This window comes from Brevundimonas sp. CEF1 (genome assembly GCF_051353055.1).
Lineage (GTDB): Bacteria > Pseudomonadota > Alphaproteobacteria > Caulobacterales > Caulobacteraceae > Brevundimonas.
In genome coordinates this window covers 2001202-2023207 of record NZ_CP195593.1, presented here as the reverse complement: position 1 = coordinate 2023207, position 22006 = coordinate 2001202, and the positions used below count along the sequence as shown (strand labels likewise).

At 67.1% G+C, this 22006-nt stretch carries 25 protein-coding genes and 1 other RNA gene; 14 read left to right on the top strand and 12 right to left on the bottom strand.

The genetic code is table 11. The features are described 5' to 3' along the window. Positions 1-60: 60 nt before the first annotated feature. The 6 genes from ACR9FL_RS10485 (at position 61) to ACR9FL_RS10460 (ending at position 5158) form a co-directional block, all read left to right on the top strand. Entirely contained in the window at positions 61-1431 is a 1371-nt protein-coding gene (locus ACR9FL_RS10485) for a class II 3-deoxy-7-phosphoheptulonate synthase (protein WP_436355529.1), read from the top strand. Then, a complete protein-coding gene (locus ACR9FL_RS10480; RefSeq protein ID WP_436355528.1) occupies positions 1428-2000 on the top strand; it encodes a prephenate dehydratase domain-containing protein in 573 nt (190 codons plus the stop codon). The genes ACR9FL_RS10485 and ACR9FL_RS10480 overlap by 4 nt, the downstream gene beginning before the upstream one ends. 305 nt (positions 2001-2305) lie before the next feature. After that, positions 2306-3067, top strand: a complete 762-nt coding sequence (locus ACR9FL_RS10475; protein WP_436355527.1) for a chorismate mutase — start codon at positions 2306-2308, stop codon at positions 3065-3067. Positions 3068-3138: 71 nt separating this feature from the next. After that, a complete protein-coding gene (locus ACR9FL_RS10470; RefSeq protein ID WP_436355526.1) occupies positions 3139-3777 on the top strand; it encodes an SPOR domain-containing protein in 639 nt (212 codons plus the stop codon). A gap of 96 nt (positions 3778-3873) precedes the next feature. Next, complete coding sequence (locus ACR9FL_RS10465; RefSeq protein WP_296177345.1) at positions 3874-4722, top strand: division plane positioning ATPase MipZ; 849 nt, start codon at positions 3874-3876, stop codon at positions 4720-4722. A gap of 7 nt (positions 4723-4729) precedes the next feature. Next, positions 4730-5158 (top strand): molecular chaperone DnaJ, encoded by a 429-nt coding sequence (locus ACR9FL_RS10460; RefSeq protein WP_436355525.1) that lies wholly within the window; start codon positions 4730-4732, stop codon positions 5156-5158. Between the two features lie 152 nt (positions 5159-5310). Here ACR9FL_RS10460 and parE read toward each other — a convergent pair whose 3' ends face one another. Together parE and ACR9FL_RS10450 are read right to left on the bottom strand one after the other, a co-directional pair. Continuing rightward, on the bottom strand, positions 5311-7416 hold the full coding sequence (gene parE, locus ACR9FL_RS10455; RefSeq protein ID WP_436355524.1) for a DNA topoisomerase IV subunit B: 2106 nt from the start codon (positions 7414-7416) through the stop codon (positions 5311-5313). A gap of 4 nt (positions 7417-7420) precedes the next feature. After that, positions 7421-8785: an O-antigen ligase family protein gene (locus ACR9FL_RS10450; protein ID WP_296177350.1), complete on the bottom strand. Its 1365-nt coding sequence runs from the start codon at positions 8783-8785 to the stop codon at positions 7421-7423. Between ACR9FL_RS10450 and ACR9FL_RS10445 the strand changes: the two genes are divergently transcribed. Then, a complete protein-coding gene (locus tag ACR9FL_RS10445; protein WP_436355523.1) occupies positions 8784-9941 on the top strand; it encodes a low temperature requirement protein A in 1158 nt (385 codons plus the stop codon). The two genes, ACR9FL_RS10450 and ACR9FL_RS10445, sit on opposite strands and share 2 nt — an antisense overlap. Here the strand turns inward: ACR9FL_RS10445 and ACR9FL_RS10440 are convergent. Further along, a complete protein-coding gene (locus ACR9FL_RS10440; protein ID WP_436355522.1) occupies positions 9938-12283 on the bottom strand; it encodes an ATP-dependent helicase in 2346 nt (781 codons plus the stop codon). The two genes, ACR9FL_RS10445 and ACR9FL_RS10440, sit on opposite strands and share 4 nt — an antisense overlap. A gap of 148 nt (positions 12284-12431) precedes the next feature. Between ACR9FL_RS10440 and ACR9FL_RS10435 the strand changes: the two genes are divergently transcribed. Next, positions 12432-12740, top strand: coding sequence for a hypothetical protein (locus ACR9FL_RS10435; RefSeq protein WP_296175869.1), 309 nt, complete (start codon positions 12432-12434; stop codon positions 12738-12740). Between the two features lie 19 nt (positions 12741-12759). Next, positions 12760-13116, top strand: coding sequence for a DUF488 domain-containing protein (locus ACR9FL_RS10430; protein ID WP_436355521.1), 357 nt, complete (start codon positions 12760-12762; stop codon positions 13114-13116). Here ACR9FL_RS10430 and ACR9FL_RS10425 read toward each other — a convergent pair. The 3 genes from ACR9FL_RS10425 to ACR9FL_RS10415 are packed head-to-tail and all read right to left on the bottom strand — an operon-like array spanning position 13097 to position 14465. Next, positions 13097-13819, bottom strand: a complete 723-nt coding sequence (locus ACR9FL_RS10425; RefSeq protein ID WP_436355520.1) for an SIMPL domain-containing protein — start codon at positions 13817-13819, stop codon at positions 13097-13099. The genes ACR9FL_RS10430 and ACR9FL_RS10425 overlap by 20 nt on opposite strands. Then, a complete protein-coding gene (locus tag ACR9FL_RS10420) occupies positions 13806-14051 on the bottom strand; it encodes a ribbon-helix-helix domain-containing protein (protein WP_296175872.1) in 246 nt (81 codons plus the stop codon). Before ACR9FL_RS10420 ends, ACR9FL_RS10425 begins: the two co-directional genes overlap by 14 nt. 3 nt (positions 14052-14054) lie before the next feature. Beyond that, positions 14055-14465 carry a YbaY family lipoprotein gene (locus ACR9FL_RS10415; RefSeq protein WP_436355519.1) on the bottom strand — a complete coding sequence of 137 codons (411 nt, stop codon included), beginning with the start codon at positions 14463-14465 and terminating at the stop codon, positions 14055-14057. Between the two features lie 143 nt (positions 14466-14608). Between ACR9FL_RS10415 and ACR9FL_RS10410 the strand changes: the two genes are divergently transcribed. Then, positions 14609-15544, top strand: a complete 936-nt coding sequence (locus tag ACR9FL_RS10410; RefSeq protein WP_296175874.1) for a DMT family transporter — start codon at positions 14609-14611, stop codon at positions 15542-15544. A 114-nt stretch (positions 15545-15658) separates the two neighbouring features. Here ACR9FL_RS10410 and ACR9FL_RS10405 read toward each other — a convergent pair whose 3' ends face one another. Together ACR9FL_RS10405 and ACR9FL_RS10400 are read right to left on the bottom strand one after the other, a co-directional pair. Continuing rightward, complete coding sequence (locus ACR9FL_RS10405; protein ID WP_436355518.1) at positions 15659-15841, bottom strand: DUF4169 family protein; 183 nt, start codon at positions 15839-15841, stop codon at positions 15659-15661. Then, entirely contained in the window at positions 15841-16434 is a 594-nt protein-coding gene (locus ACR9FL_RS10400; protein ID WP_436355517.1) for a glutathione S-transferase family protein, read from the bottom strand. Before ACR9FL_RS10400 ends, ACR9FL_RS10405 begins: the two co-directional genes overlap by 1 nt. A gap of 86 nt (positions 16435-16520) precedes the next feature. Here ACR9FL_RS10400 and ACR9FL_RS10395 point away from each other — a divergent pair, with 86 nt between their 5' ends. Next, positions 16521-16754 (top strand): DUF2171 domain-containing protein, encoded by a 234-nt coding sequence (locus ACR9FL_RS10395; RefSeq protein WP_296175878.1) that lies wholly within the window; start codon positions 16521-16523, stop codon positions 16752-16754. A 98-nt stretch (positions 16755-16852) separates the two neighbouring features. Then, positions 16853-17245, top strand: a complete 393-nt coding sequence (locus tag ACR9FL_RS10390) for a YccF domain-containing protein (RefSeq protein WP_436355516.1) — start codon at positions 16853-16855, stop codon at positions 17243-17245. 6 nt (positions 17246-17251) lie between these two features. Here ACR9FL_RS10390 and ACR9FL_RS10385 read toward each other — a convergent pair whose 3' ends face one another. Continuing rightward, positions 17252-17566: a hypothetical protein gene (locus tag ACR9FL_RS10385; RefSeq protein WP_436355515.1), complete on the bottom strand. Its 315-nt coding sequence runs from the start codon at positions 17564-17566 to the stop codon at positions 17252-17254. A gap of 5 nt (positions 17567-17571) precedes the next feature. Next, positions 17572-18963, bottom strand: a complete 1392-nt coding sequence (gene fumC, locus ACR9FL_RS10380) for a class II fumarate hydratase (RefSeq protein ID WP_436355514.1) — start codon at positions 18961-18963, stop codon at positions 17572-17574. Between the two features lie 103 nt (positions 18964-19066). Between fumC and ACR9FL_RS10375 the strand changes: the two genes are divergently transcribed. Both ACR9FL_RS10375 and ACR9FL_RS10370 read left to right on the top strand, forming a co-directional pair. Next, a complete protein-coding gene (locus tag ACR9FL_RS10375; RefSeq protein WP_436355513.1) occupies positions 19067-19417 on the top strand; it encodes a RusA family crossover junction endodeoxyribonuclease in 351 nt (116 codons plus the stop codon). Positions 19418-19500: 83 nt separating this feature from the next. Next, positions 19501-20988, top strand: coding sequence for a hypothetical protein (locus ACR9FL_RS10370; protein WP_436355512.1), 1488 nt, complete (start codon positions 19501-19503; stop codon positions 20986-20988). Between the two features lie 47 nt (positions 20989-21035). Here the strand turns inward: ACR9FL_RS10370 and ACR9FL_RS10365 are convergent, their stop codons facing one another. Further along, positions 21036-21533, bottom strand: a complete 498-nt coding sequence (locus ACR9FL_RS10365) for an SspB family protein (RefSeq protein WP_296175884.1) — start codon at positions 21531-21533, stop codon at positions 21036-21038. A 73-nt stretch (positions 21534-21606) separates the two neighbouring features. Next, positions 21607-21973: a transfer-messenger RNA gene (gene ssrA, locus ACR9FL_RS10360) on the bottom strand. Between the last annotated feature and the right edge of the window lie 33 nt (positions 21974-22006).

The following is a 22006-nucleotide window of genomic DNA, read 5'->3' as shown; positions in this document are numbered from 1 at the left end:
AATTGTCGCTGCGGCGCAACATTTGTTGTTCCGAGACGCCTGGAGGGCTATCTAGGCGGCATGAGTAAGCGCTGGACCCCTGAATCCTGGAGAAACAAGCCCGTCGTGCATATGCCGACGGACTATCCTGACATGGCCGAACTGGCCCGTGTCGAAGACGAGCTGCGGGCCATGCCGCCCTTGGTGTTTGCCGGCGAAGCCCGCAAGCTGACCCAGCATCTCGCACAGGTGGAGGCGGGCGACGCCTTCCTGCTTCAGGGCGGCGACTGCGCCGAGAGCTTTAAGGAGTTCTCGACCGACAACATTCGCGACACCTTCCGCCTGATCCTGCAGATGGCGGTGGTCCTGACCTTCGCCGGCCGCAAGCCGGTGGTGAAGGTCGGCCGCATCGCCGGTCAGTTCGCCAAGCCGCGCTCGTCGCCGCTGGAGGAGATCGGCGGGGTCGAGCTGCCGTCCTATCGCGGCGACATCATCAACGGCATGGGCTTCACGCCCGAAGAGCGCGTGCCCGATCCGCAGCGCCTGCTGAAGGCCTACAACCAGTCGGCCTCGACGCTGAACCTGCTGCGCGCCTTCGCCGGCGGCGGCTATGCCGACCTCTATAACATCCACCGCTGGACCCTGGGCTTCGCCGACAACGGCGCGGGCGCGGCCTATCGCGAACTGGCCGACAAGATCACCGAGGCCCTGGCCTTCATGGAGGCGGTCGGCGTCACGCCCGAGACCCATCCTGATCTGTCGCGCGTCGAGGTCTTCACCAGCCACGAAGCCCTGCTGCTGAACGTTGAAAGCGCCCTGACGCGCCTGGAAGGTTCGTCGGGCGAATGGTTCGACACCTCGGCCCACATGCTGTGGATCGGCGAGCGCACGCGTCAGCTGGACGGGGCGCACATCGAGTTCATGCGCGGCATCTCGAACCCGATCGGCGTCAAGTGCGGGCCGACCATGACGGCGGAGGACATCCTGCCGCTGATCGACGCCCTGAACCCGAACAATATTCCTGGACGCCTGACCCTGATCGGCCGCTTTGGTCACGACAAGGTCGGTGATCGCCTGCCGGCCCTGATGCGGGCGGTGAAGGCCGAGGGCAGGCGCGTCATCTGGTCGATCGACCCGATGCACGGCAATACCCTGAAGGCCGCCAACGGCTACAAGACCCGGCCGTTCGACCGCGTCATGGGCGAGGTGCGGACCTTCATCGATGTGGCCGAGGCCGAGGGCGTCCACCCCGGCGGCGTCCACCTGGAGATGACCGGTCAGAACGTCACCGAATGCCTGGGCGGCGCCCAGGCGGTGACCGAGGACGACCTGTCGAGCCGTTACCACACGCATTGCGATCCGCGCCTGAACGCGGATCAGGCGCTGGAGCTGGCCTTCCTCGTGGCTGAACGCCTCAAGGTCGGTCGTCAGGCGCGTTCCGAGGCCGCGTGACCGCGCGGACCGAAGATGACGGACCGGGCCGCGTCGCCTATCAGGGCGCGCCCGGCGCCTTCAGCCATGAAGCCTGCCTGGACCTGCGCCCGTGGGACGAGGCGGTCGGCTTTGAGACCTTCGCCGGGGCCATCGAGGCCCTGCTGTCGGGCGACTGCCAGTCGGCGCTGATCCCGGTCGAGAACTCGACCATCGGCGTGGTCGAGCCCGCCGCCAGTCTGGTGCGCGAAGCCGGTCTGGTCGTGGTCAGCGAGGCCTGGCGGCCGATCCGGTTGGCCCTGCTGGGTCTTCCCGAGGCGCGGTTGTCGGACATCAGGACGGCCGAAAGCCATCCGGTAGCCCTGCAACAGTGCTCCAAGGCCCTGGGCGAGATGAGGATCGCCTCGGTCGAGGTCTTCGACACCGGCGGCGCCGCCGCTGCGGTGGCTGAAGCGGGCGACGTGACCCGCGCCGCCGTGGCGCCCGCCCGCGCGGCCGAGGTCTATGGACTGTCCGTTCTGCGCAACGATCTGCAGGATTTCAGCGACAACCGGACGCGATTTGTCCTGCTCAGCGCCCCTGAAGGTTGACGGCGCATAAAGTTTGCGTCTTTAAGGTCTGATCGGATCGACCCTGATCCTGAAACCGGACCGGATTCATGTCCTCGCTGCGCGCACAAATGACCCTTGAAACCACCACGCGCGCGGTGGCCGGCTTTTATTTTGGCTACGGCTATTACGGCTTTCGATACGCCGGCTGAGGCGTCGGGCTTCTAACCAACCCTGACAGTCTCGCTGGCGACCGCTTCTCCCAAGCGGCCTCTGCACGCGTCCCTGCCTGATGTCTCGGCGGACGCGATCTCCCCATCGAAATCCCATGCCGAAAGCCCAATCCCATGCCGCAATCCAATATCCAGCAAGTCTGGCCCGCTGACCAAGCCGAACTGAGCCCCGAGCAGAAGGCGCTGGCCGCCCTGCGCGCCGAAATCGACAGCCTGGACGATCAGATTCTCGAACTGTTCGAACGCCGTCTGGCCGTCGCCGCCCAGGTCGGCAAGGCCAAGGACGCCCCGACCGGCCCCCACACCAAGCTGCGTCCTGACCGCGAGCAGGCCGTTCAGGCCCGCGTCCTGAAACAGTGCGAACCCGAAAACCGCGAGGCGGTCGAGCACCTGTGGCGCGAGATCGTCGGCTGGGGCCTGGCGCGACAGGGCCGCCTGCAGGTCCATGTCTGGGCCCCGATTGATCCGGCCAAGGCCGTGGACGGCGCGCGCCTGCGCTTCGGCGCCGCCGCTGACATCAAGCTTGTGCGCGACCCGCAGGCCGCCCTGGCCCATGCGGCCGAGGGGCATGGCGTGGCGGTCCTGTCGATCAACACCGACGACGCCTGGTGGATGGGTCTGCGCCGCGAATGGTCGATGCTGAGCGTCTTCGACGGCTACGGCGGCGAGACGCCGACCTCGCTGGCCGTGGGCAAGATCGATCCGCCGGCCCTGCCGACGGGCCGCCGCGTGGTGGTGACGGTCGGCGGCGACGCTGGCGACGGCTCGGGCGCGCGCCGTTGGGGCCTGAACACCAATCACGGCTGGACCCTGGCCCTGACCGACGCCGACGTGGCGCCGGGCGACGTGGAAGGCTGCGTCGGCGCCATCGGCTGAAGGCGAGGGCTTAACGGGCGTTAAGCCTGTTCCTCAACCCTGTCTCAAAAGACTGGGTTCAGCATGAGGGCATGAACGTTTCCGTCATCCTGCGGCTCGGATCGGTCGGCGCCTTAGCGGCGCTGCTGGCCGGCTGCGGCATGGCGGAGGCTGACCCGCACCGGTTCGAGGATGTGGCGGACCGGATCGCGGCCATTCCCTTGTCGGCCAAGCCTGAGCCCGCGCGTGAACCGGCCGCGCCGCGCAACGCCGAGGAGGCGGGCCTGCGTCCGCTGAAGGTCGAGCTTCTGACGCCGCATCAACTCTGGGACGCCCGCGACGGGCTGACCGCCACGGCGGCGGCCGTCCTGCCGGCTGTGCCGGCGGTCTTCCATGATCCCGAGGCTCCGCCCGAGGTGCAGGCTGCGGCGTCCGTGCAGCCCGAGGCTCAGCCCTTGCGCCGGGTGGCCGTCTCGGAGCCGTCTTCCGCTGTGCTGATCCAGCTGGGCGCCTACGCCAGTCAGGCTTCGGCCCAGGCGGCGTGGGATCGGTTGAGGCAGGGCGGTCTGAACCCGGTGTTCGAGCCGGTCGAGGTCAATGGTCGGCGTCTGGTGCGGCTGAAGGTTCGCGCCGGATCGGCTCAGGCCAAGGCGCTGTGCCGGCGTGCGGCGGCGTCCGATCCGTGGTGCGTGCGGGCCGCAGAGGCGGGGTCGTCCACAGGCGCGGCTTAAGGTTTCGTTGACGACTGACGCCCTTGGCCCGATCTAGGGCGTCTGGGACGGACCGCGACCGCTTGAGTCGCGCCCGTCGAAACATCGGGGTCCAACATGGCGCAGCCTCAGGTCATCGTCATCGGCAATGAAAAGGGCGGGGCGGGCAAGTCCACCCTGGCCATTCACATCGTCACCGGCCTGCTGCACGCAGGCAAGAAGGTCGCCATCATCGACCTGGACCTGCGCCAGCGGTCGATGGAGCGCTTCTTCTCGAACCGCGCCGCCTGGACGGCGGCCAATGGGCATGATCTGCCGCTGCCGTTCGTGCCCGACATGGGCGACGGCAAGGCCCTGGCCAAGGCGGACGAGGCCGAGCAACTGGCGCGCTTCGACGCCGCCTATGCCGAGGCGCAGGCCGTGGCCGACATCATCCTGATCGACACCCCCGGCGGCGACACGGCCCTGTCGCGCGCCGCCCATGGCCGTGCCGATCAGATCGTCACGCCGATGAACGACAGCTTCGTCGACTTCGACCTGCTGGGCGAGGTCGATCCGGTGACGTTGGAGCTGAAGAAGCCCTCCATCTATTCCGAGAGCGTCTGGGAGGCGCGCAAGCATCGCGCCATCACCGAGGGGCGTCAGGTGACGATCGACTGGATCGTGGTCACCAACCGCCTGGCCGTGGCAGAGGCGCGCAACCGTCGCCGTCTGGAAGAGCGGATGAAGAAGCTGGCCAAGCGCGTCGGCTTCCGCGTCGGGCCGGGCCTGCGTGACCGGGTCATCTATCGCGAGTTGTTCCCGTTCGGCCTGACGGTCGCCGATCTGTCGAACGACATCCGCCCGGTGTCGGTGTCGCTGGCCCACGTGGCCGCGCGTCAGGAAATGCGCAATCTGATGCAGGCCATGGGCCTGGACGACGCGGCGGGCGGTTCTCTGGCTCCGCTGGACGCGGCGGCGGCCTGATCGTCGCATGGGCCTGATCTGGCTGGGGCTGGCCGCTGTGGCGGTCTGGGCGCTGGCCCGCCTGGGGCGTCAGACCGAGCGCGCGCGGCGCGGCCACTGGCGAATTTCCGCGACCATCCTCAGCACGGCCTTGTTCGCGGGGGCGGTCCTAGCCGTATCACGCGGGGTCTGGCTGGCGGCGATCGGGATGGCGGGGGCCGGGCTGTGGCTGGCGGTTCAGTCACGCAACCGACCGGCGGCGCCGCGCGCGCCCGCCGCTGAACGTCTGACCGAAGCCGAGGCGCGGGCCATTCTGGGCGTGTCCGCCGATGCGACGCCTGAGGTCGTGCAGGCCGCTTGGCGCCGCCTGATGGCGCGCGCACATCCTGATCAGGGCGGGACGGAGGGGCTGGCCGCGCGCGTCAACGCCGCGCGGGATCGGCTGTTGAAGTCTTAGGCGATCTCCACCCGCTCATCCCCGCGGAGGCGGGGACCCAGTAAGAGCCTCACGCGCTGCGCTTGGACAAGCGCCCTCTGATTTTCGCGAAACGCTTGCAGCCAAAGCACTGGGTCCCCGCCTCCGCGGGGATGAGCGGATTTGTGAACGAGTTAAACGTCCAGATCGGCCACGGCGAAGCGGGCGTTGTCCTGGATGAACTGGTAGCGGGCCTCGGCCTTGCGGCCCATCAGGCGTTCGACCAGATCCTCGATCTCTTCCTCGCTGTCGGGCAGGGAGACGCGCGCCAGGGTCCGCTTCTTCGGGTCCATGGTGGTCTCCTTCAGCTGGGAGGCCATCATCTCGCCCAGGCCCTTGAAGCGCCCGATCTCGACCTTCTTGCCCTTGAAGACGGTGGCCATCAGCTCGTCGCGGTGGGCGTCGTCGCGGGCGTATTCCGAGAGGGGACCGGCGCTGATGCGATAGAGCGGCGGCAGGGCCATGAAGAGGCGGCCCTGGCGGATGGTTTCGGGCATGGAGCGGTAGAAGAAGGTGATCAGCAGGGCCGCGATGTGGGCGCCGTCCACGTCAGCGTCGGTCATGATGACGATGCGCTCGTAGCGCAGGTCTTCGATGTTGAAGCGGCTGCCGGGCTGGACGCCCAGGGCCAGGGCCAGGTCGGACAGTTCGACGTTGGCGCGCAGCTTGTCCGCCGTGGCCGAGGCGACGTTCAGGATCTTGCCGCGCAGGGGCAGGATGGCCTGGGTGGTGCGGTCGCGGGCCTGTTTGGCCGAGCCGCCGGCCGAGTCGCCCTCGACGATGAACAGTTCTGTGCCCTCGGCGGCCTGGCGTGAGCAGTCCGACAGCTTGCCGGGGAGGCGTAGCTTGCGGGTGGCGGCGGCGCGCTGGACTTCCTTGTCCTTGCGGCGGCGCAGGCGGTCCTCGGCGCGGTCGATGACGAAGCCGAGCAGGGCGTTGGCCTGCTTGGGGCTTTCAGTCAGCCAGTGGTCGAAGGGGTCGCGCAGCAGTTGCTCGGCCAGCTTCTGGCCCTCGGGCGAGGACAGGCGGTCCTTGGTCTGGCCCTGGAATTCCGGGTTGCGGATGAAGATGGAGATCAGGGCGCCGGCGTTGGCGATGACGTCCTCGGCCGTGATCTGGGCCGCGCGCTTCTCGTTGGTCAGTTCGCCGTAGGATTTCAGCCCCTTGACCAAGGCGGCGCGGAAGCCGGCCTCGTGCGTGCCGCCGTCAGGGGTCGAGACGGTGTTGCAGTAGGAGGCGATGAAGCTGTCGGCGTCGCCGAAACCGATGGGCGACCAGGTGACAGCCCATTCCAGGGCGCCCGCCTCGCCCTTGCGCTCGGCGCGGCCGGCGAAGACGGGGGTGACGGTTTCCAGTTCGCCCACGCGCTCGGCCAGGGCGTCGGCCAGGCCGCCGGGGAAGTGCAGGGTCGCCTCAGCCGGCGTCGCGTCTGTGATGCGTTCCGGGGCGCAGGTCCATTTGATCTCGACGCCACGGAACAGATAGGCCTTGGCGCGGGCCATGCGGTAGAGGCGCGCGGGCTTGAAGGCCGCGCCGACGCCGAAGATCTGCTCGTCCGGGTGGAAGCGGATCAGGGTGCCCTTCTTCTTCGAGGGACCGACCTGCTGGATGGGGCCCTGAACGTGGCCGCGGCTGAAGGACTGACGCCATTCGAAGCCGTCGCGCCAGACCGTGACGTTCAGATGGTCCGACAGGGCGTTGACCACCGAGACGCCGACGCCGTGCAGACCGCCCGAGGTCTCATAGGCCTTGCCCGAGAACTTGCCGCCCGAGTGCAGCACGGTCATGACCACTTCCAGCGCCGACTTGCCGGGGTGCTTGGGGTGGGGGTCGACCGGGATGCCGCGGCCGTCGTCGCGGACCGACAGGAAGCCGTCGGCGTCCAGATCGACGGTGATCAGCTTGGCGTGCTTGGCGACGGCCTCGTCCATCGCATTGTCGAGGACTTCGGCGAAGAGGTGATGCAGGGCGCGCTCGTCGGTGCCGCCGATATACATGCCGGGGCGTTTGCGGACGGGCTCCAGCCCCTCCAGCACCTCGATCGAGGAGGCGGAATAGCCGGTGGCGGCGGCAGTCGCCGTGCTGGCGTGCGTCGCCAGTTCGACCTTGGGCTCATGCGCCACGGGCACGGGCGCAGCGGGGATCGGCGCGACGACGGGCTGAGGCGAGGCAGGGGCCTTCGTCTCCGCCTCCGGGCGGGTGGGTTCAGCGTCGTCGAGGGTAGAGAACAGGTCGGCCATCGGTTCAGTCTGAGGCGATTCGGGGACCGGTCTGGTAGGCCGCGCGAAGGTTGGGTGCAAGCGTGGCGCGTTCAGGCAGGGGCTCCGGGTAAACCGCCCGCGCCAGGATGGCCAGACACAGGGCCCAGGGCATGTTCTGGGCGCTGACCAGCACGCTCTCGGACAGGGTCAGAAGGATATAGACGCTGAGGTAGGCGATGCCCCAGAAACCTTCGCGCCGACCCGCTGACGGCAGGCGGATCAGGGTCGTCAGATAGGACGAGGCCATGATGGTCCCGACCAGGATGGCGCCGGGCCAGCCCAACTGGATCAGCAGGTCGATCCAGCCGTTGTGGGCCGAGGGCACGGACCAGCCGGTCTGATGCCTGATCCAGGCGGCGGGTTCGGAATCCGGTCCCCAGAAGGCGTTGTAGCCATAGCCGGTCCAGGGGCGTTCATCGATCATGCGGAACAGGGCGGTCCAGATCTCGGTGCGTCCGGTCAGGGTGGGGTCCTTGCCCAGGGCCTTCAGGATTTCGGCGGACTCGAACGTCCACAGCCACCAGCCGACGGCGCCGCTGATCACACCCATCCAGACGGCGACGACGATCAGGGCGGGCGGCGAGCGCTTCAGGCTCCACAGGACGCCGATGACGCCGATGCCGATCAGGGCGCACAGCAGCGAGGTCTTGGAGCGCGTCGCCAGCACCAGCACGAGGCATAAAACAAGAGCGGCGATCGGCGTGAGCCGGAGACGGTCCTCGGCGGCCAGCCAGGCGGCGGCGGCGGTCGCGCCGGCGACCATGGCGATGCCCATCTGGTTCTTTTCGTACCAGACGCCGCGCCACATCCCGTCGTTGACGCCATGGTGCACCCCGATCGACGGCACGGCGAAGACCATGAAGAGGCTGAGCACGCCCAGCACCAGCGCACAGCAGGCGATCAGCCGAGGCAGATTCATCCCGTGGAACCGGGCGCCCAGATAGAGGGCGAAGGAGCCGTTGATGGTCATGGCGATGACGCGCCGCTTGGTCGTGGCGGGGTCGATCGACCAGTATTGAGAGGCGAAGGCCAGGGCGACCACGGCTCCGAGCGCCAGCCAGGCCGGCCAGGCTTTGACCACCACGTTGAAGCGCAGAAGCAGCAGGCCTGCGGTCGTGGCGTAAACCGGCAGCCAGAACAGGCGAAGGATGGGCGTCTCGGCCTGATCGGGGGCCAGGACGGGGCCGATCAAGGCTCCCGTCAGCATGGCGAGGATGAACCCCGCCGCCGCCTGTTCCCACAGGGGCGGGTCAGCCTGGTCCGAGCCAGGCAGGAACGCGCCGGGGTCTGGACGAACGGCGCGCACGGCGGCACGGTCGCTGAACGGGATGAGGGAAGGGTGAGCCATGACCAGTCTGATGCGCGTTCGAACACCGGGAGAACACGCCAGGGTCGGCTTTGTCGAACTGTTTTTCGACCTGGTCTTCGTCTTCGCCATCACCCAGGTCAGCCATCTGCTGTTGGCGCACCTGACGCCCCTGGGGGCGCTTGAGGCGGCCATCCTGCTGGCGGCGGTGTGGTGGGTGTGGATCGACACCAGTTGGATCACCAACTGGCTGGACCCCGAGCGGGGGCCTGTGCGGCTGATGCTGTTCGCCCTGATGGCGGCGGGGTTGATCATGTCGACCTCGTTGCCCGAGGCGTTCGGAGACAAGGGACTGGTCTTCGCCTGCGCCTTCGTGGCCATTCAGGTCGGGCGGGGCCTGTTCACCCTGCGGGCAGTGTGGGGCGCGCCCGCACAGAGGGCCAACTTCCAGCGGATTGTCGTCTGGGCCTTGCTGGGCGCCGTGTTCTGGATCAGCGGGGGTCTGGCCGAGGGGCAGACGCGGCTGGCGCTGTGGCTAATCGCCCTGGGACTGGAGTTCACCGGGCCGGCCATGGCCTTCTTCGTGCCGGGCCTGGGACGGTCCAGCACGACGGACTGGGATGTCGAGGGGGCGCACCTGGCCGAGCGGGTCGGCCTGTTCGTCATCATCTGTCTGGGCGAGTCGATCATCATCACCGGGGCGACCTTCGCCGAACTGGCGTGGACGCCGACGGTCGTGGCGGTCTTCGTGTCGGCCCTGATCACCACCATCACCATGTGGTGGCTGTTTTTCAGCGAGGCCCATGAGGCGGGGTCGGAAACCATCAGCCACGCCGCGGACCCCGGCGCCATCGCCCGTCGCACCTATACCTATTGCCCGATCATCGTGGTGGCTGGGATCGTGGTGACAGCGGTGGGCGATGAACTGGCCCTGGCCCATCCGCTGGGCGCGGCGGGCGTGGCCAATGCGGCGGTCCTGATCGGCGGACCGATGCTGTTTTTGCTGGGGACGGCCCTGTCGATCTACAGCATCTGGGGCAAGGTGGCCTGGCCGCGCGTGGTCGGGGTGGCGGCCCTGGGCGCGGCCTTGCTGTTCGGACAGGGGCTGTCGCCGCTGGCCCTGACCATGACCTCGACGGTCATACTGGTGCTGACGGCGATCTGGGAGTCCGTCGCGGGTAGGGGAAGGAAGGCCTAGGAGGCCTTCTCGACGAAGGTGTCGATGACCTTCTTCTCGCCCGCCTTGTCGAAGGCGACGACCAGCTTATTGCCCTCGACGGCGCGCACGGCGCCATAGCCGAACTTCTGATGGAAGACGCGGTCGCCGCGCGACCACTCGCTGCTGGATTTCGACGGCGCCACCGGGCGGCTCTGGCCCTCGATGACAGCCTTGCGGGCGGGCGTCGAACTCGAAGCTGAGCGCGAAGACGGGCTGGAGGTGAAGCTCTGGGCGCGTTTCCAGCCGGGGCTGGAATAGCCGGCGCCGAAGGAGGGGTTGTCATCCCAGCGGCTCTTGGGCTGCTGCATGCCGGGCGCGCCGCCGCCGTTGTAGTAGCCGGTGTCCGACTGCGGATCGACGTGGGCGAGGGGCAGTTCGTCGACGAAGCGGCTGGGCAGTTGCGAGGTCCAGCGGCCATAGACCAGACGGTTGGCGGCGAAGCTGATGCGGGCGTCCTGCTTGGCGCGGGTAACGCCGACATAGGCCAGGCGGCGTTCTTCCTCGAGGCCCTTAACGCCCTTCTCGTCGATGCTTCGTTGGCTGGGGAAGACGCCTTCCTCCCAGCCGGGCAGGAAGACCAGGGGAAACTCCAGCCCCTTGGCGCCGTGCAGGGTCATGATCTGCACCGCGCCGCTCTCGGACTCAGGCGCGGCCCGGTCGAGGTCCATGACCAGAGAGACGTGCTCCAGATAGCCTTGCAGGGTCTCGAACGCCTGCATGGCCTGGGTCAGTTCCTTGAGGTTGTCCAGGCGCGTCTGGCCGCTGGTGCGGTCGGCTTTCTGCATCTCGGTATAGCCGCTCTCGTCCAGCAGGGTCTCGGTCACCTGCCAGTGGGGCGTGCCCATGCTCGCCAGATCGCGCCAGCGGTCGAGGTCACGCACGAAGTTGGCCAGCGGCGTGCGGGTGCGGGCCTGAAGCTCGTCCGTGGTGATCAGGTGGCGGACGGCCTGCATGGCCGAGACGCCGTTCTCGCGCGCGATGTGCAGGATCTTCTGGACCGAGGTGTCGCCGATGCCGCGCTTGGGCGTGTTGACGATGCGCTCGAAGGCCAGGTCGTCGTCCTCGGACTGGATCAGGCGCAGATAGGCGTGGGCGTCGCGGATTTCGGCGCGCTCGAAGAAGCGGGGACCGCCGATGACCTGATAGGGGACGGCCAGCATGACGAAGCGTTCTTCAAACGCCCGCATCTGGAAGGAGGCGCGGACCAGGACGGCCATGTCCTTGTACTTCATGCCCTGTTTGCGGGCGGTCTCGATCTCGTCGGCGATCAGGCGGGCCTCGGCCTCGCCGTCCCAGACGCCGCGCACGCGCACCTTGTCGCCGCTGTCGTCCTCGGTCCACAGGGTCTTGCCCAGACGGTCCTGATTGGTCGCGATCAGGGCCGAGGCGGCCCCCAGAATGTGTTTGGTCGAGCGGTAGTTGCGCTCCAGCTTGACGATCTTGGCGCCGGGGAAGTCCCGCTCGAAACGCAGGATGTTGTCCACCTCGGCCCCGCGCCAGCCGTAGATCGACTGATCGTCGTCGCCGACGCAGCAGACATTGCCGGTCGAGGAGGTCAGCAGACGCAGCCACAGGTACTGGGCGACGTTGGTGTCCTGATACTCGTCCACCAGGATATAGCGGAAGCGGCGGCGGTATTCCTCAGCCAGATCAGCGTGCTGCGACAGGATAGTCAGGTTGTACAGCAGCAGGTCGCCGAAGTCGCAAGCGTTCAGCGTGGCCAGCCGCTTCTGATAGGCGGCGTAGAGGGCGTGACCCTTGCCGTTGGCGAAGTCCTCGCCCGGCGGCAGCTTTTCGGGCGTCCAGCCGCGGTTCTTCCAATGGTCAATCAGGTGGGCCAACGACTTGGGCGTGTGCTTCTTGGTGTCGATATTGGCCGCTTCGAGCAGCTGCTTCAGCAGCCGTTCCTGATCGTCGGTGTCCAGGATGGTGAAGCTGGACTTCAGCCCGACCAGTTCTGAATGGCGGCGCAGGATCTGGGCCGCGACCGAGTGGAAGGTGCCGAGCCAGCGCAGGCCCTCGGCCGAGGGGCCGATCAGATGGGTGATGCGCTCGCGCATCTCGCGCGCGGCCTTGTTGGTGAAGGTGACGACCAGCAGTTCCCACGGCTTGGCCCGGCCCGTCGCCAGGATGTGGGCGAGACGGGTGGTCAGGACGCGGGTCTTGCCCGTGCCGGCGCCGGCCAGGACCAGGACCGGCCCCTCGGTCGTCTCGACCGCCAGCCTCTGTTCGGGGTTCAGGCCGGACAGATAGTCAGCCGCGCCTTGCGGCGAGTGGCCGCGCGCGAGGTCGGAAATACGGGGGGAAGGCAGGTCGGTCACGGGATAAGCGGCTCACGCAAGGCGGATTCGGAGGAGAACATAAGCAGCACAGAGGCCAAAGTCAGGCCCCGTTGGAAAATGGCCGAAGGGAACCGCCAAGCCTGACCCCCGTTTTCTGAGCCTGATTAAAGCGACGAGGAGCCTGCGCATGACGGACCCCAATATCCCGCCGCCCGAACGTGTCGTGCATCAGACGACGATCAACACCGGCGCCGAGCGCAAGGGCGGCGGCGGACTGCTGGCCTTTATTCTTGGCGGTCTGGTGGTGGCCGTCGCCGTGATCGGCTGGTTCCTTTACTCGGGCGGTCGCCCTCCCGCCGCGCCCGAGGCGCCGGAGGTCAATCTGGACATCAACGTGCCTGCGCCCAAGTTGCCGGAGACGCCGCGCTTGCCGGACGTGCCGCGTCCGGCGGAGCCGCCGACCGTGACGACGCCGAGCACGGAACCTCAGGGCTGACGCCGTGGCAGAGGGTCCGGTGATCCTGAAACGCGCCTATGAAGCCGCCTCGCCTGGCGATGGCCAGCGCGTGCTGGTCGATCGCCTATGGCCGCGCGGCGTCAGCAAGGAGAAGGCGGCGATCGACCTGTGGCTGAAGGAGATCGCGCCCAGCACCGACCTACGCCAATGGTTCGGTCATGATCCGGCGCGGTGGGACGAGTTCCAGAGCCGCTATCGCGCCGAACTGGACGCCAATGGCGAGGCCGTCCAGCAATTGAAGGACGTGATCCGCGCAGGGAGGACCACGCTGGTCTATGGCGCGAGGGACGAGGTCCACAACGACGCCGTGGTGTTGGCGGCCTATCTGGCAGGGCCTATTTCAGCCGGTAGCTGATGGTGGTCACCACCCGGACCTTCTTGTTCAGCGAGGTGGCTTCGTCGCCGAAGCCGTCGCGGGGCAGGATTTCGAACGAGCCCTGGCCGGCGGACTTGATGGGGCCGAGCGGCGCGCCGGAGTCCTTGGCGAACTGGACGGCGCCGGTGCGGGCGGCGGCAGTGGCCTCGGCGATCATGGCGGGGCGCACGTCGTTCAGCTTGGTGAAGATGTAGGACGGCCCCTGGAAGTCCTGCAGCACTACGCCCTGACGCACCAGATCATTGAGGTTGCGGGTGGTGGTCTGAACCCGGTCCACGTCATTGGTCCGCACGATCACCGTCTGGGTTAGGATAAACCGAGGCCCGCCGGTCTGGCTGGCGTATTCGCGCGAGCGGGTGTCGGCGACGCCGAGCTGGCCCAGATCGACCGAGGTGTCGGGATAGCCCTGGGCCTTGAGGAATTGGCGCACGATGGCCAGGTTGCCGTCGATGCGGGCCTGGACCTCGGACAGGACCTCGCCTGAGGCGGTGAAGCGGATCGGCAGGACGGCCAGATCGGCCTTCACGTCCTTTTCCGCCAGCCCGCGCACCGTGACGGAGCGGTCGCCGGCGCGGGCGTTGACCACGCCCTGACCGATCAGGGCGCCGCCGCCGATCAGGCCGACGGCCAGCAGACCGCCGATGACGGCGGCGGGGATCAGGCGGTTGTCAGAGGTCATCATCGTCTTCTCCGGCGAAGCTGCGGTCGCCACTGGCCCATTGTAGCGCCAGGACGCGGCAGGCCGAGGCGAGGGGGCGACGGCCGCGCCAGGCGTCGATACGGATCAACAGGGCGGCGCGGCCGAGGTTCAGTTCAGCCCCGATGGCGTCCAGCACGGCCCAGAACTCCGGCTCCAGCGCCACCGAGGTGGCGTGGCCGGACAGGAGGACGGAACGCTTGGCGAGGCTGCTCACGGTCTAGCGGACGCCGACCATCATGATGTCGACCTTGTTGCCCGCGCCATTGGTCAGGATCGAGTGGCGGGTGTCGGTGGTGAAGCGCAGGGCGCCGGCCGGGTCGCGGATCTCGGCGCGAACGGCATAGGTATGGCGCGGGTCGATCTGGCTGTTCGGCACCGACAGGGTGACGGCGTAGGGCGGGCCGCGGCCTTCCAGCGTTTGGCTGGTTTCAGCCAGGACGCGGGCGGGGGCGTCCATCAGGCTGACGTCCTCGACCTTGACCGTCAGCACGTGGCCGGGCGGCAGCATGATGCGCTCGCGATAGGCGGCGGTGACCTCGACCGAGGTGCTGTCGGCCTCGGGGCCAGCCACGCTGGAGCAGGCGGCGACCACCAGGGCGAGCGGGGCGATCAGCGGAAGAAAGCGCATGATGAGAGATCCAGTGAGGGGGATAGCTTAGCAGAACGCGCGAGCGTCACATAAGGCTGCAAGACAGGTGGCGCGGCGGTCGCGATCCGGTGCTAACGGAGGTTCCGCTTTCGTTTCCGTTGAGTCGCCTTGAGGCCCCGCCCGTGACCGAGCCTGTGACTGAATCCGTGACCAAGCCCCTGATGTCGCCGGCCGCCCTGGCCCTGGGCGGGATCGGCGTCTGCGCCCTGATCTGGGGCACGACCTGGTATGCGATCACCTTCCAGTTGGGCGCGGTCGATCCGGTGGTGTCGGTGGTGATGCGTTTCGCCATTGCGGCGGCGGTGCTGGCCCTGGTGGTCAAGGCGACGGGCGGAAAGCTGGCCATGACGCGGCCGCAGCACCTGATGGCCATGGGGCAGGGGCTGTTCTCCTTCGCCATCAGCTACGCCTTTGTCTATGCCTCGGAGGAGAAGATCGCCTCGGCCGTGGTGGCGGTGATCTTCGCGGCCCTGGCCTTCCTCAACCTGATCCTGTTCCGCGTGGCCTCGAAGCAGAAGGCGGCGCCGGCGGCCTGGCTGGGCGCGGGCATGGGGGTGATCGGGGTGGCCGTCCTGTCAGGCGGCGAGGTCATGGGGGCGGGCCTTGGCCTGCACGCCGTCGAAGGCGTGACCTTCGCCGTGATCGCAGTCGTGGCCTCGGCCTTCGGCAACTGGTTCGCCTGGAAGGGTCAGCAGGCGGGGGCTCAGGTTCTGCCCGGCACGGCCTGGGCCATGGCCTATGGCACGGGCGCGCTGGCCCTCTATGGCTTGACGACGGGCGTATCGTGGTCGGTGGCGTGGAGCCCGGCCTATGTCATCTCGCTGCTGTATCTGTCGCTGTTCGGCTCGGTGATCGCGTTTGGCCTCTATTTCACCATCGCGCGTGCGCGCGGCTATGCCCTTGCTAGCTATATCTCGGCCCTGACGCCGCCCATCGCCATGCTGGTGTCGGTGATGTTCGAGGGGGCGAAGTTCGGCGTGATCGCCCTCGTCGGGCTGGCGCTGGTGCTGGCCGGGCAGTTGTTCCTGATCCGAGCGCCGAAGCGGTCGGCGGCCTAGGCGAAGCGTCATCCCGGAAGCCCCTAGGGCTATCCGGGACCGCATCAAGCGGCGGCGTCTGCGGCGGTCCCGGCTCTCCGCTATGCTACGGCCGGGATGACGGGAGGAAAGGGTCTACTCCGGCTCGTCCAGCTTGTGACCGTCCAGGCGGGCGGCGTCGCGGTCGCGGTCCTTCTGCGCGGACAGGCGTTCGGTCTTGGTGCGGCCGAAGGTCAGGCGGTTGGCGTCGGCTGTGCGTTTGGCCTCGGCCTTGTCGCGGGCCTTCCTCGCCTTGTTCAGGTTGACGACCTCGCCCATCAGACATGACCGTCCGGGCTGTCCTTGGCCCAGGCGCGTTTCAGCGCGGGTCGGGCGCCGATGCGCTGGACATAGGCGTCATAGGGCTCGCCCGGCGGCATGGCGGCCCGGAACCACTGCAGCAGGCTGCCGAACAGGATGTCGAGCGCCGAGAACTCGCCCAGGATGTAGCCGCCGTCCTTGATCGCCGCGCGCCAGCGCTGGTCCAGGGCGGCGTATCCGGCCTTTCTCAGAACGTTCCAGCTGTCGGGCGGACCCGAGGTCAGGACGCTTTCCAGCACATTGTTGTAGAGGCCCAGCCACGACAGGTACTCGGCGCGGCGCGGGTCTTTCGGCCCCGGCGCCATCTTGGTCTCAGGATAGCGGTCGGTCAGGAAGAGGAAGATCAGCACCGACTCGATCAGCACCTGACCGTCGACGCTGACGGCGGGCGCCTGTTTCAGCGGATGAGGATTGGTCGGATCGGCATGACCCTGGCCGCCCTGTCGCTCAATCTCGACGTAGTGGATGTCGTAGTCGGCGCCCAATTCTTCCAGCAGCCACAGCAGGCGGGTGGAGCGGGACTGGGGCGCGTGATGGACGGTCAGCGACATCGTGAACTCCCTGGGCAGGCATTGTGATGGACCCGTTCGCGGCGCGGGCCGTTTCACCATCACCCCAAACAGCAATGGAGAGGGTCATGATAAACGCCTCGATGATCAAGGAACATCTCGAAGTCGTCGGTTCGGACGGCGGCCACGTCGGTCGCGTCGATCACGTCATGGGCGACCAGATCGAACTGGCCAAGTTCGACATGGGGTCAGGTCTGAAACACCACATGATCCCGGTCAGTTGGGTCGATCACATCGATGAACACGTCCACCTGAACATGACCAAGGACGAGGCCAAGGCGCGCTGGATGGAAAAACACTAGCCGCCGCCTTACCGCGAATTCACCCTGGCCCCGCTGTCACCGGCGGGGCTTTTCGCCATATCAGGGGCGTCGCGCAGATCGCGCGCGGGGAGACGACCTTGATCCGACTGTTGCTGAACCTGCTGTGGTTCTTTCTGGGCGGCTTCGCCTCGGGTCTGGCCTGGCTGTTCGGCGGGCTGCTGCTGGCCTTGACGGTGGTGGGCTTGCCGTGGGCCTTCGCCGCGTGGCGGATCGCCAGCTATTCCTTCTGGCCGTTCGGACGCGAGATCGTCTGGCGTGATCCCAATCCGGCCGATCTGGGCGCGGGCTGCCTCGGTCTGGGGCTGAACGTGATCTGGGTGGTGCTGGCGGGCTGGTATATCGCCCTGGCCCATATTCTGATCGCGGTGCCGCAGTTCGTCAGCCTGATCGGCATCCCGTTCGCGTTGAAGAACGTCGAACTGGCCAAGCTGTCGCTGGCCCCGGTGGGGCGGACGATCAGGGACAGGTAGCCGTGGCTACTGAGTGATCCAGACCTCTTTGACCTTGCAGTCGCGGACGCCGACCGTGGCATGGGCGGTGCCGCCGGGCATCACGTCGGGCAGCGGATAGAAGGCGATTATGACGTCCTGATACTGTGCTGAAGCGAGCTTTCCGGGAGGCACGAACCACGGATAGCGTTCCTTGATGGCTGCAGCAGCGATTTGATCATAATCGCAGGTATCTCGCAGCATCGGCCACGGGGCGTGGTCGTCTTGAGGCCGCCACGCCCCAGCGCAACCAGCCAAACCAATGACGGCGACAGTTGCGACAAGGACGCGGCGTCTGCTCATGATCCTCAGCCCGGCGAGATCATCTTCTCGGGGCGGACGTATTCGTCGAACTCGGCGTCGGTCAGGTAGCCGCCGCCGACGGTTTCCTGACGCAGGGTGGTGCCGTTCTTGTGCGCGGTCTTGGCGATCTTGGCGCAGATGTCATAGCCGAGGCGGCCGTTCAGGGCCGTGACCAGCATCAGCGAGTTGTTCAGGCCGCGCTCGATGTTGTCCTCGCGGGCCTCGATGCCGACGACGCAGTTGTCGGTGAAGCTGATGGCCGCGTCGGCGACCAGGCGGACCGACTGCAGGAAGTTGTAGGCCATGACCGGGTTGTAGACGTTCAGCTCGAAGTGGCCCTGCGAGCCGGCGAAGGTCAGGGCGGCGTTGTTGCCGAACACCTGGACGCAGACCTGGGTCAGGGCTTCGCACTGGGTCGGGTTGACCTTGCCCGGCATGATCGAGGAGCCCGGCTCGTTTTCCGGCAGGGCCAGTTCGCCCAGGCCCGAACGCGGGCCGGAGCCGAGGAAGCGGATGTCGTTGGCGATCTTGAACAGGGAGGCGGCGACCGTGTTGATCGCGCCGTGGCTGAAGACCATGGCGTCGTGGGCGGCCAGGGCCTCGAACTTGTTGGGGGCGGTGGTGAAGGCCAGACCGGTGATGGCGGCGATGTTGGCTGCGACCTTCTCGGCGAAGCCGACCGGGGCGTTCAGGCCGGTGCCGACGGCGGTGCCGCCCTGGGCCAGCTCCATCAGCGCGGGCAGGGTCTGCTCGATGCGCTTGATGCCGTTCTCGACCTGCTGGGCGTAGCCGCCGAACTCCTGACCCAGGGTCAGGGGCGTGGCGTCCTGGGTGTGGGTGCGGCCGATCTTGATGATGTGGGCCCAGGCGTCCGACTTGGCCTTCAGGGCGGCGTGCAGGTGCTTCAGCGCCGGCAGCAGGTCCGACACCACCTGCTCGGCGCAGGCGACGTGCATGGCCGTCGGATAGGTGTCGTTCGACGACTGGCTCATGTTGACGTGGTCGTTGGGGTGGACCGGCTTCTTGGAGCCCATCTCGCCGCCCAGCATCTCGATGGCGCGGTTCGAGATCACCTCGTTGGCGTTCATGTTCGACTGGGTGCCCGAACCCGTCTGCCAGACGACCAGGGGGAAGTGGTCGTTCAGCTTGCCTTCGATCACTTCATTGGCGGCGGCGATGATGGCCTCGGCCAGCTTGGGGTCCAGCTTGCCCAGATCGCGGTTGGTCTCGGCGGCGGCGCGCTTGACGACGCCCAGGGCGCGCACGACCGGCAGGGGCATCTTTTCCCAGCCGATCTTGAAGTTGCCGAGCGAACGCTGGGCCTGCGCGCCCCAGTATCGGTCGGCGGCGACCTCGATGGGGCCGAAGGTGTCGGTTTCAATGCGGACGTTGCTCATCGCAGGCTCGTTCTCAGACGTGGCGGGAAGATGCCGGGCGGTGTAGCACGCGGACACGGCGGGGCAAGGCGGCCCGACCATTGGCTAACGGAGCAAGGCGCGCGTGGAAGGCTGGATCGGCACGGGAAAGGTGCGCGGACGCGAGGTCGGCGACACGGTGGAGATCACCATCGACGGCCTGACCACCCAGGCCAAATACTACAAGCCGCTGGCCTATGAGTTCTTCCGCAAGGAATGGAGCGCCCGCCCGGCCTGGGGCGACTATACGGTCGAGATCCTGATGGAGCACGTCGGCGACGCGCCGTGGATGGACCTCGACAATCTGGCCAAGGCCCTGTTGGACGCCATCAAGGGCTATCTGTTCCACGACGACAGCCAGGTGGCGCGCCTGCTGGTGGAACGCAACGAGGGCGAGCGCGAACGGATCACGATCCGGGTGTTTCCGAGAAGGTGAGGGCGGGGCGCTAAACTTACCCAGATTTAACCCCCAGGCCCTGACCCCGAGGTTAGCTTCCCTCCTGCATGTGGGGGATTCAAATGAAGCATATCTTGTTGGCGGCGATGCTCGGCGCTCTCGTGACGGCTGGCGCGGCGCAGGCGCGCGACACGCGGTCGACGGAAGCTGCAATCCACTGGCGCGGCCTGGCTGAAGCCGACGGACGTTTCGCTTTGGCGCTGATCGAGAATAATCATCCGGGCGCCGTCGCTGAGGTGGGGGATGAGGATTTCCAGGCGCAGTTGCGGACCGCACGCCGTCACTTTGACGAGCGGCTGTCGAAGGTCGAGAATTTCGAGGGCTACAGCGCACTGATGGCTGGCATGGCGACGGATTTTCGCGACGGCCATATTTGGTCGCGCCCGTCGATGCAGCCGGGCGCGGTCAACTGGACCGGGCTGGTGCTGGGACGGCGCGGCGGAACCTGGACCGTGGTCGGGCAAGAGGCAGAACCTGGTGATCCAGCACTGAAGGGCGCGCGCCTGGAAAGCTGCGACGGCGAAGCCGCCGAGACATGGGCCGCGACGCGCATTGGTCTGTTCAGGGCCGATGCTACTGTCGAGGCGCAACTGGCCAAGGCCGGAAGCTGGCTTCTGCTGGATTCAGGCAATCCCTTCCTGAAGCGACCGGAAACCTGTGTGTTTCATGGCGCGGACGGGCAGCGCCAGACAGTTGATCTGCGGTGGCGTCGAGAGTCTCTGGAAACCATCGGGCGAGCATTCGGGGCAGCTGAAACAAGGGCGTCTGTCGGTTTGGCCATCGATCAGGTGGGCGACGGGTACTGGATCAGTCTGGGGACCTTGGGGGACGGCGCCGCTGAATTGGCGGCCAGGGTCGAGGCCCAAGCGGATGACCTACGCCGGGCCCCGTGGGTGGTGGTTGACCTTCGGGGCAACGGCGGCGGCAATTCTTCGCTATCGGACCGTATCACCAGGGCGTTGGTGGGGGCGAAGGTGATCGAGGCGAACCGGCGAGCCGTCTCTTGTGGCGGAGCCTTTTATCGAGCCTCGGCGGATAACATCTCCGCCTTGCGGGCCTGGCAAGAACGCATTCGGGTGGATCGGGGTGATGAGGGCGCTGCCGAGTGGGCGTCGATGGTCGCAGAGATGCAGGCGGCGAAAGACGATGGTCGCACCTTCTGGCCGGAGTTGACGCAATGCGCCGAGGCGGCGACGCCTGCGGTTACGCGTGTCGAGCGGTCGGATGGTGGTGTGTCAGGTTCGCTAATGACGGGGCGACTGGTGATCGTGACCGATCGCTATTGCTTCAGTTCGTGCCTGATGGCGGTCGACCTATTCCGTCGGGTCGGCGCCGTTCAGGTAGGTGAGGCGACCGATGTTTCGACACGCTACATGGAGGTGCGAACGGTCACCTTGCCGTCGAGGCTGCGAAACTTCTCAACCCTGATGAAGCTTGCTCGCGGGGCGAGCGATTTTGGGCCCTATACGCCTGATCATGTCTACGCCGGCGACCTCAGCGACACGATGGCGGTCAAGACCTGGGTGATCGACGAGGTCCTGGCGCATTGAGGTCTTGGCGTGATCCCAGGACGGCGATCACGGGCGCTGAACCGGGCCTACTTCTTCCGGAACTGGTCCAGCGAAACCACCTTGGGGCCGTCGTCGTCGCCCGAGGGGGGCGGGGCGGCGTTCGGGTCGCGGGCCGGGGGCGTCAGGGGCGCGATCTCGGCCTCGACGATCTCGGGCTCTTCGAACTGCAGCAGGAACTGGACGCTGGGGTCGTAGAAGCGGGTCACGGCCGAATAGGGCATGGCCAGGACCTTGGGCATGCCGCCGAACTTCAGCATGATCGAGAAACGGTCGTGCTGGACGTCCAGATCCCAATACTGATGCTGCAGGACGATGGTCATTTCGTCGGGGTATTTGGCCAGGACGTCGGGCGGAACAGAGACGCCCGGCGCCCGGGTCTTGAAGGTGATGTAGAAGTGGTGCGCGCCGGGAATGCCGTCGGGCTCGGCCGCGCGTTCCAGCGCAGAGCGGATCACGCCGCGCAGGGCGTCCTGGGCGAGCTGCTCATAGTGCATCTCATCGACCGGGGGAGCTTGATCCGTCATCGGGGCCTCGAAACTGGGAACGGCCGACTGTTACCCGCGACAGGCGAGCGACGGAAGACGGAGATGTCAGGAAAGTGGGGGGCTTCTGTTGCCAGGCGCCCCCCGGGCCCCGCCTGAGGATCTGAACCCCCAGGACTTAAGTGTTCGAAATCAACCGAACCGCATTACGCGGCGAGGCGGACTTCTCCAGCGAAGTTATCGTTCGCAGTTAGAATATGGCCCGATACGGTGGGCCAGGACGGGCAAAAGCATCCTCTTTACACGTCCGTCGATGCTAGTCGGCCCCATGCTGCCTCCGCCGATAACGCGGGGAAGAAGATGGTGGAGCCGCCGGGAATCGCACCCGGGTCCGGTCCGCTTATTACAGGCGCGTTTATCGCCATAGTCCGGGCGAACCCGGACAGGATCAATATAGGCCGCTCGTTCGCGGGTGCAAGCCGATCAAGACGCCATATCGATGAAGGCGAGACCGG

Coding starts and splice junctions, on each gene's coding strand:
- ACR9FL_RS10485 (WP_436355529.1), top strand. CDS start 61: ATGAGTAAGCGCTGGACCCCTGAATCCTGGAGAAACAAGCCCGTCGTG.
- ACR9FL_RS10475 (WP_436355527.1), top strand. CDS start 2,306: ATGCCGCAATCCAATATCCAGCAAGTCTGGCCCGCTGACCAAGCCGAA.
- ACR9FL_RS10470 (WP_436355526.1), top strand. CDS start 3,139: ATGAACGTTTCCGTCATCCTGCGGCTCGGATCGGTCGGCGCCTTAGCG.
- ACR9FL_RS10465 (WP_296177345.1), top strand. CDS start 3,874: ATGGCGCAGCCTCAGGTCATCGTCATCGGCAATGAAAAGGGCGGGGCG.
- ACR9FL_RS10460 (WP_436355525.1), top strand. CDS start 4,730: ATGGGCCTGATCTGGCTGGGGCTGGCCGCTGTGGCGGTCTGGGCGCTG.
- parE (WP_436355524.1), bottom strand. CDS start 7,416: ATGGCCGACCTGTTCTCTACCCTCGACGACGCTGAACCCACCCGCCCG.
- ACR9FL_RS10445 (WP_436355523.1), top strand. CDS start 8,784: ATGACCAGTCTGATGCGCGTTCGAACACCGGGAGAACACGCCAGGGTC.
- ACR9FL_RS10450 (WP_296177350.1), bottom strand. CDS start 8,785: ATGGCTCACCCTTCCCTCATCCCGTTCAGCGACCGTGCCGCCGTGCGC.
- ACR9FL_RS10435 (WP_296175869.1), top strand. CDS start 12,432: ATGACGGACCCCAATATCCCGCCGCCCGAACGTGTCGTGCATCAGACG.
- ACR9FL_RS10425 (WP_436355520.1), bottom strand. CDS start 13,819: ATGATGACCTCTGACAACCGCCTGATCCCCGCCGCCGTCATCGGCGGT.
- ACR9FL_RS10415 (WP_436355519.1), bottom strand. CDS start 14,465: ATGCGCTTTCTTCCGCTGATCGCCCCGCTCGCCCTGGTGGTCGCCGCC.
- ACR9FL_RS10405 (WP_436355518.1), bottom strand. CDS start 15,841: ATGGGCGAGGTCGTCAACCTGAACAAGGCGAGGAAGGCCCGCGACAAG.
- ACR9FL_RS10400 (WP_436355517.1), bottom strand. CDS start 16,434: ATGTCGCTGACCGTCCATCACGCGCCCCAGTCCCGCTCCACCCGCCTG.
- ACR9FL_RS10395 (WP_296175878.1), top strand. CDS start 16,521: ATGATAAACGCCTCGATGATCAAGGAACATCTCGAAGTCGTCGGTTCG.
- ACR9FL_RS10385 (WP_436355515.1), bottom strand. CDS start 17,566: ATGAGCAGACGCCGCGTCCTTGTCGCAACTGTCGCCGTCATTGGTTTG.
- fumC (WP_436355514.1), bottom strand. CDS start 18,963: ATGAGCAACGTCCGCATTGAAACCGACACCTTCGGCCCCATCGAGGTC.
- ACR9FL_RS10370 (WP_436355512.1), top strand. CDS start 19,501: ATGAAGCATATCTTGTTGGCGGCGATGCTCGGCGCTCTCGTGACGGCT.
- ACR9FL_RS10365 (WP_296175884.1), bottom strand. CDS start 21,533: ATGACGGATCAAGCTCCCCCGGTCGATGAGATGCACTATGAGCAGCTC.